The following is an 11,705-nucleotide window of genomic DNA, read 5'->3' on the forward strand; positions in this document are numbered from 1 at the left end:
CGGCTACGTGCTTCTCAGAGGTGGCGGCGTCGACCGGCGGCGTGCCGGTCGTACTCCTCCCGGGCCTCGACCGCGGCGCTGCGCTCCGCCGTCTCGGCCACAGGAACATCCCACCACGCCTGTGCGGGAGGCGGGCCCGACACTGTGTCTGCCGTTTCGGTCTCGACGTAGACACATGTGGGACGAGTGGCTTCGCGCGCGGCGGCGAGCGCTTCGCGCAGGTCACGGACGGTCTTGGCGCGGTGCACCGTCATCCCGAGGCTGGCCGCGTTCGCGGCGAGGTCGACGGGCAGCGGCGCGCCCGCGTACACCCCCTCCTCCCCCGCGAACCGGTACTGCGTGGCGAAGCCCTCGGCCCCGACGGACGCGGAGAGGCCGCCGATGGACGCGTATCCGTGGTTCTGGAGGATGACGACCTTGACCGGAATGTTCTCCTGCACCGCGGTGACGATCTCGGTGGGCAGCATCAGATACGTGCCGTCGCCGACGAGCGCCCACACGGGCCGCCCGGGCGCGGCGAGCGCGACGCCGAGCGCGGCCGGGATCTCGTAGCCCATGCAGGAGTACCCGTACTCGACGTGGTACTGGTCGCGGGAGCGGGCCCGCCACAGCTTGTGCAGATCGCCGGGGAGCGAGCCCGCGGCGTTGATGAGGATGTCGTCCCCGGTCACCAACTCGTCCAGCACACCCAGGACTTGGGTCTGGGTGGGGCGTACGAGGCCGTCCTCGGCGGCGAAGCAGGCGTCGACGCGGTGCTCCCAGCGCTCCTTGTCCTCGGTGTACTCGGTGACGTACGCGGGTTCGGTGCGGCAGTCGTCGTCGAGCGCCCCGCGCAGCGCGGCGAGCCCCGCGCGGGCGTCGGCGACGAGTGGCTTCGCGGACAGCTTGTGGGCGTCGAAGGCGGCGACGTTCAGGTTCAGGAAGCGGACGTCCGGGTTGGCGAAGAGGGTCGCGGAGGCCGTCGTGAAGTCCGTGTACCGGGTGCCGACGCCGATGACCAGGTCGGCGGTGCGGGCGAGCTCGTTCGCGGTGGCGGTGCCGGTGTGGCCGATGCCGCCGACGTCGGCGGGGTGGTCGTGCGGCAACGAGCCCTTGCCGGCCTGGGTGGAGGCGACGGGGATGCGGGTGGCGTCGGCGAAGTCCTTGAGGGCGTCCTCGGCGCCGCTGTGGTGGACGCCGCCACCGGCGACAAGGAGCGGGCGGCGGGCCCGCTTCAACTCCCTTACGGCACTGGCCAGTTCCTCTGCATCGGGCGCCTGCCTGCGCACCGCCCACACCCGCTCCCGGAAGAACTCCTCGGGCCAGTCGTACGCCTCCGCCTGCACGTCCTGCGGCAGCGCGAGCGTGACCGCGCCCGTGTCGACGGGGTCGGTGAGCACGCGCATCGCCTGGAGCGCGGCCGGGATCAGCTGCTCGGGCCGCTCGATCCGGTCGAAGTACTTCGAGACGGGGCGCAGGCAGTCGTTGACCGACACATCGCCCGCGTACGGGACTTCGAGCTGCTGGAGCACCGGGTCGGCGGGCCGCGTCGCGAACACGTCGCCGGGGAGCAGCAGTACCGGCAGGTGGTTGATGGTGGCGAGGGCGGCGCCGGTGACGAGGTTGGTGGCGCCGGGCCCGATCGAGGTGGTGACGGCGTGCGTGGACAGGCGGTCGCACTGGCGCGCGTGGCCGACGGCGGCGTGCACCATCGCCTGCTCGTTGCGGCCCTGGTGGAAGGGCATGTCGTCGCCGTACTGCAGGAGCGCCTGCCCGAGCCCGGCGACGTTGCCGTGGCCGAAGATGCCCCAGGTGGCGCCGATCAGCCGCTGCCGGGCGCCGTCGCGCTCCGTGTACTGGCGGCTGAGGAAGCGGACGAGGGCCTGGGCGACGGTGAGGCGGGTCATCGGTATCCCTCCGTGGCGTGGTCGGGGTGGAAGCAGATCCTCCACTCCCGCTCGTCCCCCGGGCCCGCCATGACGTTCAGGTAGTACATGGCGTGTCCCGGCTGGGCGATCGAGGGGCCGTGCCAGCCGTCGGGGACGAGCACGGTGTCACCGGAGCGGACCTCGGCGAGGAGATCGGTGCCGCCGGGCCTGGACGGGGACACGCGCTGATATCCGTACCCCTCGGGGCCGCCCTCCCGCCCCTCGATCTCGAAGTAGTAGATCTCCTCGAGCAGCGTCTCCTCGCCAGGGCGGTGCTCGTCGTGCTTGTGCGGCGGGTACGAGGACCAGTTCCCGCCGGGGGTGATCACCTCGACGGCGATGAGCTGATCGCAGTCGAAGGCGTCGGCGGAGGCGAAGTTGCGCACCTGGCGCGCGCTCTGCCCGCCGCCCCTGTCCTCGACGGAAACCTCCGGCGCGGGGCCGTAGCGGACGGGGAGTCGTCGACCGCATTTCGCTCCTGCCAGGGCGAACCGGCCTCCCGCACCGGAGGAGATCTCCACGCTGGTGTCGCGCGGTACGTAGGCGAAGTCACTCACCGAGCTGAATACGCTGCCCCTGCCCGACAGTTCGAGGTTCATCCCTTCCGCGCGGACGGAACATCCGCCGGACAGCGGCAGCACGATCCACTCGCTCTCCCCGGTGTCGAAGGCGTGCGTCCGCCCGGCCCCGAGTTCGAGGATCCGCAGCCCGGCACGGGACCAGCCGACCTTGTCGGGGTCGACGGACAGGGCGTAGGGCCCGTCGGCGGCACTGCCGCGTGGAAGGTGCGTCATCCCTCTACTCTCCTCCTAGGTGTCCGCACGCGTGGTGCGCAGCAGGCCGACGGCCGTGTCGACGGCGGCCGCGACATCCCCGTCCGCCGGATAGAGCAGCGAGCGCCCCACCACGAGCCCCTGAACGGTGGGCAGTCGCAGCGCGGCACGCCACTTCTCGTACGTGGCGTCCTGGTCGCCGTCCTTGATGTCGCCGCCGAGCAGCACGGCGGGCAGGGCGGAGGTCTCCATGACCCGGGCCATGTCGTCGGGGTCGTCGGTGACCGGGAGCTTCAGCCAGGTGTACGCGGAGGTGCCGCCGAGGCCCGAGGCGACGGCGATCGACGTGATGACGCTCTCGGGACTCAAGTCGGCGCGCAGCAGCCCGGTTTCGAGGTCGCGGCGGCTCAGGAACGGCTCGACGAACAGGGGCAGCCGGCGGGCCGCCATGGCGTCGACGGCGCGGGCGGCGGCCTCCAGGGTGCGTACGGACCCGGAGCCCGGATCGTCGTAGTCCAGGCGCAGCAGCAGCTTCCCGGCGTCGAGGCCGAACCGGTCCAGGTCCTCGGCGCGGTACCCGGTGAAGCGGTCGTCCAGTTCGAAGGAGGCCCCGGCGAGCCCGCCCCGGTTCATGGAGCCGATGACGACCTTGCCGTCGAGGACCCCGAGCAGCAGCAGGTCCTCGACGACGTCGGCGGAGGCCAGCACCCCGTCGACGCCCGGCCGGGCCAGCGCGACGCACAGCCGCCGCAGCAGATCGGCCCGGTCGGCCATGGCGTACGCCCGGTCCCCGACGCCGAGCGCGCCCCGGGCCGGGTGGTCGGCGGCCACGATCATCAGCCGCCGGCCCGCGCCGAGCAGCGCCCGCCGCTCCCGCCGCCCCGCGGCCTCGGCGACGGCCTCCGGCTCCTCGGCCCTGACCCGGGCAAGCCACCGGAGATCAACGCCCTCTGCGTCACTCAAGCCCGGCTCCATCCCCATCGGCACGACACTCCGCAACGTCCGTCGCCCGACAGATCTAGACCCGCCCGAGCCCCCTGTCAATACTTTGTCCTGACATTCGGACCACGCCTTGACACCCCTCTCGGAACAGCTTGAGGCTGGCTCCATGACGACCACGCCCGCGCGCATCCGCATCGGCTCGGCCCCCGACTCCTGGGGCGTCTGGTTCCCCGACGACCCGCAGCAGGTCCCGTATCAGCGTTTTCTCGACGAGGTGGCCGAGGCCGGGTACGAGTGGATCGAGCTGGGCCCGTACGGCTATCTGCCCTCGGACCCGAAGGTCCTCGCCGAGGAGACGGGCCGCCGCGGCCTGAAGGTCTCGGCGGGCACGGTGTTCACGGGCCTGCACCACGGTCCGGCGGTGTGGGAGAAGACCTGGGAGCACGTGTCCTCCATCGCCGAGCTCACCCGGGCGATGGGCGCCGAGCACCTGGTCGTCATCCCGTCCTTCTGGCGCGACGACAAGACGGGCGAGGTGCTTGAGGACTCGCGCCTGACCGCCGAGCAGTGGCGCCACCTGGCGGCCCAGACCGAACGCCTCGGCCGCGAGATCGGCGACCGTTACGGGCTGAAGCTGGTCTTCCACCCGCATGCCGACACGCACGTCGACTCGGAGGAGAACGTCACGCGGCTCCTCGACGCCACCGACCCGGACCTCGTGTCGCTGTGCCTGGACACGGGCCACTACGCGTACTGCGGCGGCGACAGCGTCAAGCTCATCGAGACGTACGGGGAGCGGATCGGCTATCTGCATCTGAAGCAGGTGGACCCGGCGGTCCTCGCCGGGGTCCGCGAACAGGGCACGCCGTTCGGCCCGGCCGTGGCGCAGGGCGTCATGGTGGAGCCCCCGCGCGGGGTGCCGGAGCTCGAACCGGTCCTCGCCGCCGCCGGCCGGCTGGACGTCGACCTGTTCGCGATCGTCGAGCAGGACATGTACCCGTGCGAACCCGACCGCCCCTTCCCGATCGCGGATCGCACGCGCCGCTATCTGCGCTCCTGCGGGGTTTGACGCCCCTCATATCCACTTACGCGCCGGAGCATGCGCCGACGGCGCGCCCCCTTTGCATCATTCGCGTCACAAACGCCCCCATCGCGTCACACATGTCAGGCCTACGCGGGTTCTGCGTCACAGAGGCCCCACAGGCCCTCCCTTCACCACGGGTCACCTCGTTCTCCGGGCACAGGGTGAGTTGATCACGGGCGGCACCCCCGGCCGCCGTGAGCGCCGCCAGGGAGGAGCCACCGATGAGCGACCGCAGGCTCTGGTCGTACAAGGACATCGCCGCACACATCCGCGTGCAGCCCGACACCGTCCGCTCGTACCGCAAGCACGGTCTGCTGCCCCCGCCCGACCACGTGGAGTCGGGCAAGCCGTACTGGTACGCCGACACGGTGCGCGCCTGGGTGGCCTCCCGCCCTAGCAACCGGGGCCGCAAGGACTGAACCGTGGGCGCCGGGCCGTACGGACGCACGGCCCGGCGCCCGCACTGCGCCACCTCCGACCCCGCCATAAACTTCGGACAAATCACTCAAGGTGACCGAAAGTTACCGGCAAGCCGGAGGGATCTCAGTGACGCAGCCCCAGCCGCCCTTCGGGGCACCCCAGGCCCGCATCCCCCAGCAGCCGCCCCCGCCGGGACCGCAGATCCGTCCGGGACTCTGGAAGCGCTGCCTCTGGGGCGGCCTGGCCCTGTGGGCCCTGACGGCGGTCGTCACGTACGCCACGCAGAACACGACGCTGCTGCCCACGCTCATCCTGCTGGGCAGCTTCCTCACCCCCGCCGTCTTCGTGCTGTGGGCGTACGAGCGGCACGGCCGCGACCTGGGCGTGAGCCTGATCCTGGGCTGCTTCCTGGTGGGCGGCATCCTGGGCGTCCTCGGCGCCTCCGTCATGGAGTACTACCTCGTCCACCCCTCGGTGTGGATGTTCGTGGCGGTGGGCCTGATCGAGGAGGCGGCCAAGCTCCTGGCCCTCGTCTACGTCCTGCACCGCCACCCGCGCGTCAGCGGACTGCGCGCGGGCCTGGTCCTGGGCGCGACGGTCGGCTTCGGCTTCGCGGCCTTCGAGAGCGCGGGCTACGCGTTCAACGCGGCGATCACCATGAAGGGCATCGACCTGCGGGCCCTCCTGGAGACGGAGGTGCTGCGCGGCCTCCTCGCCCCGTTCGGCCACGGCCTGTGGACGGCGATCTCGGGAGCGGTCCTGCTCTCCTTCCGCCGCCCGGACGGCCGCTACCGCTTCGCGGCGCCGGTGATCGGCACGTACCTCGGCGTCGCCCTCCTGCACGCCCTGTGGGACTCGATGCACGGCATCGCGATCTGGCTGGTGGCCGAGCTGACCACGTCCGGCCTGGACCGCACGCTCTTCGCCGAGGGCTACATCCCCAAGCCCACCGAGGCCCAGCAGCACCTCTTCACGCTCTTCTCGGTCGGCGGGCTGGCCGTCATCACGCTGCTGGCGCTCACATGGGTGCGTTCACTCGCCCGCCGTGATCCTTCTTGGAGAAATACCCCCTAGGGGTATAGAGTCGAGCGCATCAGGAGACGCCCCTCATCACCAAGGAGTACGCCATGAGCGCCCACACCGAGCTCCCCCAGGCCGACACCCAGTCCGCCGGTTCCTGCTGCGGCGGCGCCTGTCACGGCGACACGGCGGTCGCCGAGGGCGCCTTCACCACGGTCTACGAGGTGAAGGGCATGACCTGCGGCCACTGCGAGGGTGCGGTCGCCGGCGAGATCTCCGAGCTCGACGGCGTCACCTCGGTCCAGGCCTCCGCCGCGACGGGCCAGGTCACGGTCGTCTCCACGAGCCCCCTCGACGAGGAGGCGGTCCGCGCCGCGGTGGACGAGGCGGGGTACGAACTGGTCTGAGCCCTCGGCCCCCATCGCCGCGTCCGCCATCCGATGGCGGGCGCGGCGATGGTCTTTTCCCAGAGAGGGGCCAGAGAGCTCTGGACCTCCACACAATCCACACGGCACAATTGCAGCACTCCCCCACAGAGGCCGATATCCCCATATCGGACCTCTTGCGCACGCACGGGACATATGCAAGAGACGCAGATCACATTGGTCTGGACGTAACCCTTTGCGGCTCTCGTGAGTCTAAGGAGGCGATGCAGGAACGTCTTGGGGGACGTTTCCGCACCGGAGGGCCCGCCTTGGGGGGCGGTCCCGACAGCGTTGGCCGGGGCACGTGCGCCGGGAAGCTTGAGCGGCCCACCCGTCGGTACGTGTTCCGGCGGCCGACGCACCACAGACCCCCAGGCCGGATCCCGTGGGGGGAATCCGACCCGGGTAAAGGAAAGCGCCCCGACTGTCGGCCCGTGGGGGGACCGACAGCGGGGCGCTTTCTGCTGCGCAGCTCGACCCGGCTTGTTGCGGTGGGGCGGGGTTACGGTCGCGGGGCGCTGCCCCGGACCCCGCGCCTCAATCGCCGGCGGGGCTTGATATGCCGAACCGCCGCCGAGGAAAGATGAATCAGCGCTGCTCGACCGGGATGAAGTCGCGCTCCACCACGCCCGTGTAGATCTGGCGCGGGCGGCCGATGCGGGAGCCCGGCTCCTTGATCATCTCGTGCCACTGGGCGATCCAGCCCGGAAGGCGGCCGAGGGCGAAGAGGACCGTGAACATCTCGGTCGGGAAGCCCATGGCCCGGTAGATCAGACCGGTGTAGAAGTCGACGTTCGGGTAGAGCTTGCGCTCGACGAAGTAGTCGTCGGAGAGCGCGTGCTCCTCCAGCTTCAGCGCGATGTCGAGCAGCTCGTCGGACTTGCCGAGCGCCGAGAGGACATCGTGCGCCGCCGCCTTGATGATCTTCGCCCGCGGGTCGAAGTTCTTGTAGACGCGGTGCCCGAAGCCCATGAGCTTCACGCCGTCTTCCTTGTTCTTCACCTTGCGGATGAAGGCGTCGACGTCGCCGCCGTCGCGCTGGATGCCCTCGAGCATCTCGAGCACCGACTGGTTGGCGCCACCGTGCAGCGGACCCCACAGCGCGGAGATACCGGCGGAGATCGACGCGAACATGTTGGCCTGCGACGAGCCCACCAGGCGCACCGTGGACGTCGAGCAGTTCTGCTCGTGGTCCGCGTGCAGGATGAGCAGCTTGTCGAGCGCGGAGACGACGACCGGGTCCGGCACGTACTCCTGGGCCGGCACCGAGAACGTCATGCGCAGGAAGTTCTCGACGTAGCCGAGGTCGTTGCGCGGGTAGACGAACGGGTGGCCGATCGACTTCTTGTAGGCGTACGCCGCGATCGTCGGCAGCTTCGCCAGCAGGCGGATCGTCGAGAGGTGACGCTGCTGCTCGTCGAACGGGTTGTGGCTGTCCTGGTAGAAGGTGGACAGCGCGGAGACCACGGAGGACAGCATGGCCATCGGGTGGGCGTCCCGCGGGAAGCCGTCGAAGAACCGCTTCACGTCCTCGTGCAGGAGCGTGTGCCCGGTGATCTCGTTCTTGAAGGTGGAGAGCTCGTCCACGGTCGGGAGCTCGCCGTTGATCAGCAGGTAGGCGACCTCGGCGAAGGTCGAGCTCTCGGCCAGCTGCTCGATCGGGTATCCGCGGTACCGCAGGATGCCCTGCTCACCGTCGAGATAGGTGATCGCGGATTTATAGGCGGCGGTATTGCCGTATCCGCTGTCGAGGGTCACCAGGCCCGTCTGGGCCCGCAGCTTCCCGATGTCGAAGCCCTTGTCGCCCACGGTGCTGTCGATCACCGGGTAGGTGTACTCGTCGTCGCCGTACTGGAGTACTACAGCCTTCTCGTTCTGCTCGCTCACGTCATCCCTCACCGACGTAGTGCCTCTTCTTCGAGGTGCCCTGACTGTCTCTACCTTCCCCCACTTGGCCCAGCAGAGTGCACTCGGGGTCGCCCATTGGGCTCATCGACGGCACTCAGTGCCGCCAACTTGCTCATCCTGCCCCCTTCGCCCTGGTTCCGGAAGTGCTTGTGACCTTCGTGACGCATCTGATCGATCAAATCTTTTGAACGGCAGCGCCTGACAGCCGGAAATTCAGGGCGGTACACCGCCTACCGGCCGAAATCGTACGCACCGCCTGGCCGATCGCTCTGCGCGAACCGACCAGAACGACGAGCTTCTTGGCGCGCGTGACCGCCGTGTAGAGGAGGTTGCGCTGGAGCATCATCCACGCCCCCGTCGTGACAGGGATCACCACGCACGGGTACTCGCTGCCCTGGGAGCGGTGGATGGTCACAGCGTAGGCATGCGCCAGCTCGTCCAGCTCGTCGAAGTCGTAGGGAACCTCCTCGTCCTCATCGGTGCGGACGGTGAGTCTCTGCTCCTCCGAGTCCAGCGACGTGACGACTCCGACCGTGCCGTTGAAGACGCCGTTGGCCCCCTTCTCGTAGTTGTTCCGGATCTGGGTGACCTTGTCGCCCACCCGGAAGACGCGGCCGCCGAAGCGCTTCTCGGGCAGGTCCGGGCGGCCGGGGGTGATCGCCTGCTGGAGCAGCCCGTTGAGGTTGCCCGCCCCCGCCGGGCCGCGGTGCATCGGCGCGAGCACCTGGACGTCGCGCCGCGGGTCGAGGCCGAAGGTGGCGGGGATCCGGCGCGCGGCGACGTCCACGGTGAGCCGGCCGGCCTCCTCCGTGTCGTCCTCGACGAACAGGAAGAAGTCCTTGAGGCCCGAAGTGATCGGCTGCGTACCGGAGTTGATGCGGTGGGCGTTCGTGACGACGCCGGACTCCTGGGCCTGCCGGAAGATCCGCGTCAGCCGCACGGCCGGGACCGGGCTCTCCTCGGCGAGCATGTCCCGCAGCACCTCACCCGCGCCCACGCTCGGCAGCTGGTCCACATCGCCCACGAACAGCAGATGCGCCCCGGGCGGCACCGCCTTCGCCAGCTTGTTGGCCAGCAGCAGGTCCAGCATGGAGGCCTCGTCGACCACGACCAGGTCGGCGTCGAGCGGCCGCTCCTTGTCGTACGCGGCGTCCCCGCCCGGCTTCAGCTCCAACAGGCGGTGGACGGTGGAGGCCTCGGCCCCGGTCAGCTCGGCGAGCCGCTTGGCGGCGCGGCCCGTGGGCGCGGCGAGCACGACCTTGGCGCGCTTGGCCCGGGCCAGCTCCACCACGGACCGTACGGTGAACGACTTTCCGCAGCCGGGGCCGCCGGTGAGCACGGCCACCTTCTTGCTGAGCGCGAGCTTGACCGCCTCCTCCTGCTCGGGCGCGAGCTGCGCGCCCGTGCGGTCGGCGAGCCAGGCGAGCGCCTTGTCCCACGCCACGTCCTGGAAGGCGGGCATCCGGTCCTCCTCCGTGCGCAGCAGTCTGAGCAGCTGGGCGGAGAGGGAGAGTTCGGCCCGGTGGAAGGGGACCAGGTAGATCGCGGTGACCGGCTGACCGTCCTCGCCCGGCACCGTCTCGCGTACCACTCCGGGGTCGCCGGAATCCTCGTCGGGCAGGGCGAGTTCGGCCAGGCATTCGATGACGAGTCCGGTGTCGACCTGGAGGAGCTTCACGGCGTCGGCGATGAGCCGCTCCTCGGGGAGGAAGCAGTGCCCCTGGTCGGTGGACTGCGACAGGGCGTACTGGAGACCGGCCTTGACCCGCTCCGGGCTGTCGTGCGGGATGCCCACGGACTGGGCGATGCGGTCGGCGGTGAGGAAGCCGATGCCCCAGACGTCGGCGGCGAGGCGGTACGGCTGGTTCTTCACGACGGAGATGGAGGCGTCGCCGAACTTCTTGTAGATGCGCACGGCGATGGAGGTCGAGACGCCGACCGACTGCAGGAAGACCATGACCTCCTTGATGGCCTTCTGTTCCTCCCAGGCGTCAGCGATCTTCTTCGTCCGCTTGGGCCCGAGGCCCGGCACCTCGATGAGCCGCTTCGGCTCCTGCTCGATGATGTCGAGGGTGTCGAGCCCGAAGTGCTGCGTGATGCGGTCGGCGAAGACCGGGCCGATGCCCTTGACCAGGCCGGAACCGAGATAGCGGCGGATGCCCTGGATCGTCGCCGGGAGGATCGTCGTGTAGTTCTCGACCGTGAACTGCTTGCCGTACTGCGGGTGGGAGCCCCAACGGCCCTCCATCCGCAGCGACTCCCCCACCTGCGCCCCGAGCAGCGAGCCGACGACGGTCAGCAGGTCCCCGGCGCCTCTGCCGGTGTCGACCCGGCCGACCGTGTACCCCGTCTCCTCGTTGGCGTACGTGATCCGCTCGAGGACGCCCTCGAGCCGGGCCGTCTGCCGCGCCCCCGCCGCTTGGTTGGACATGATCCGACGGTAGCGGCAGGGTCCGACAACGTGGGAGGGGCCGCCGGGCCCCGGTACGCGACGGCGGGGGTCAGATCCCGCCCATCGGCTCCGGGTCGACGCGCACGGGAGTGCCCCAGACGCGGACGACCTCGTAGTCCGTGAACTCGTGGACCAGGCGGTACGCCATCGCCGCGTCCGGACGGCGGCGCTGGGCCGCCAGGTAGAGGTCCGCCTCGCGGCGGTCGTGGCGCGGCGTGCCGCAGAGCTGCCACACCTGCCCGTTCCACATCTCCGGGATCCAGCGCTGCTGGGGCTGGGGGCGGTCCTCGCGGGTGCCGTAACGGGACAGCACCGGGCGCTCCGCGGTGGGACGGCCGGCCGGTCCCGCCTCCCCCGAGATCTGGGAGCGGCGGGCCTTGCGGCGGCGGGTCTCGCAGAACAGGCACAGGTCGGGGGCGGATTCCTCGACCGGGCCGTACGGGTGTTCCTTGCAGCGGGTCGTGGGCTTCTCGCCGGACACGGCGTCGTCGAGCTGGTCGAGGGCGCGGGTCAGGTCGCCGCGGATCTCGTGCAGCACGTCGTCCGGGGTGTCGCCGGTCAGCTTCTCGCCGTGCTCGCCGAGCACCCGGAGGGCGCGGCCTAGTGCGGTGAGCTGCGCGTGGTTCACGTCCGTTGCTCCGTCTCCGTCATCCGTGGTGCGTTGCGGTTCCTCCACCTTCGCACGCGGCACCGACAATTCCGTTCGGCCTGTGACGTGGTTGCGGTCGCGGGGCTCCGCCCCGGACCCCGAGCCTCAATCGCCGGCGGGGCTTC

10 protein-coding genes are annotated in these 11,705 nt (G+C 70.3%); 4 read left to right on the forward strand and 6 right to left on the reverse strand.

Features of this window, described 5'->3' with window-relative positions:
* Positions 1-14: 14 nt before the first annotated feature.
* From iolD to ACZ7L4_RS18185, 3 genes are read right to left on the reverse strand one after another with little or no spacing between them, the layout of a single operon-like run.
* The gene (gene iolD, locus ACZ7L4_RS18175; RefSeq protein WP_472103601.1) at positions 15-1,886 is read right to left on the reverse strand and encodes a 3D-(3,5/4)-trihydroxycyclohexane-1,2-dione acylhydrolase (decyclizing); all 1,872 of its coding nucleotides are present in this window, start codon (positions 1,884-1,886) and stop codon (positions 15-17) included.
* The gene (iolB, locus tag ACZ7L4_RS18180; protein WP_450813765.1) at positions 1,883-2,701 is read right to left on the reverse strand and encodes a 5-deoxy-glucuronate isomerase; all 819 of its coding nucleotides are present in this window, start codon (positions 2,699-2,701) and stop codon (positions 1,883-1,885) included. The genes iolD and iolB overlap by 4 nt, the downstream gene beginning before the upstream one ends.
* A gap of 15 nt (positions 2,702-2,716) precedes the next feature.
* Positions 2,717-3,643 (reverse strand): Cgl0159 family (beta/alpha)8-fold protein, encoded by a 927-nt coding sequence (locus ACZ7L4_RS18185; RefSeq protein ID WP_472103603.1) that lies wholly within the window; start codon positions 3,641-3,643, stop codon positions 2,717-2,719.
* A 145-nt stretch (positions 3,644-3,788) separates the two neighbouring features.
* Between ACZ7L4_RS18185 and ACZ7L4_RS18190 the strand changes: the two genes are divergently transcribed.
* The 4 genes from ACZ7L4_RS18190 (at position 3,789) to ACZ7L4_RS18205 (ending at position 6,553) form a co-directional block, all read left to right on the forward strand.
* Entirely contained in the window at positions 3,789-4,691 is a 903-nt protein-coding gene (locus tag ACZ7L4_RS18190; protein ID WP_472103605.1) for a sugar phosphate isomerase/epimerase family protein, read from the forward strand.
* A 236-nt stretch (positions 4,692-4,927) separates the two neighbouring features.
* Positions 4,928-5,125: a helix-turn-helix transcriptional regulator gene (locus tag ACZ7L4_RS18195; RefSeq protein ID WP_351343131.1), complete on the forward strand. Its 198-nt coding sequence runs from the start codon at positions 4,928-4,930 to the stop codon at positions 5,123-5,125.
* A 127-nt stretch (positions 5,126-5,252) separates the two neighbouring features.
* Positions 5,253-6,200 (forward strand): PrsW family intramembrane metalloprotease, encoded by a 948-nt coding sequence (locus tag ACZ7L4_RS18200; protein WP_472103607.1) that lies wholly within the window; start codon positions 5,253-5,255, stop codon positions 6,198-6,200.
* A 53-nt stretch (positions 6,201-6,253) separates the two neighbouring features.
* Positions 6,254-6,553: a heavy-metal-associated domain-containing protein gene (locus ACZ7L4_RS18205; protein WP_472103609.1), complete on the forward strand. Its 300-nt coding sequence runs from the start codon at positions 6,254-6,256 to the stop codon at positions 6,551-6,553.
* A gap of 606 nt (positions 6,554-7,159) precedes the next feature.
* On the opposite strand, the gene ACZ7L4_RS18210 is transcribed toward ACZ7L4_RS18205, so the two are convergent.
* The 3 genes from ACZ7L4_RS18210 to ACZ7L4_RS18220 form a co-directional block, all read right to left on the reverse strand.
* Positions 7,160-8,470 carry a citrate synthase gene (locus ACZ7L4_RS18210; RefSeq protein ID WP_450814323.1) on the reverse strand — a complete coding sequence of 437 codons (1,311 nt, stop codon included), beginning with the start codon at positions 8,468-8,470 and terminating at the stop codon, positions 7,160-7,162.
* Between the two features lie 184 nt (positions 8,471-8,654).
* A complete protein-coding gene (gene recD2 / locus ACZ7L4_RS18215; protein ID WP_472103611.1) occupies positions 8,655-10,910 on the reverse strand; it encodes an SF1B family DNA helicase RecD2 in 2,256 nt (751 codons plus the stop codon).
* 70 nt (positions 10,911-10,980) lie between these two features.
* Positions 10,981-11,559 (reverse strand): hypothetical protein, encoded by a 579-nt coding sequence (locus tag ACZ7L4_RS18220; RefSeq protein ID WP_450814319.1) that lies wholly within the window; start codon positions 11,557-11,559, stop codon positions 10,981-10,983.
* Positions 11,560-11,705: the final 146 nt, after the last annotated feature.

Source organism: Streptomyces sp. NPDC107575, assembly GCF_055657265.1.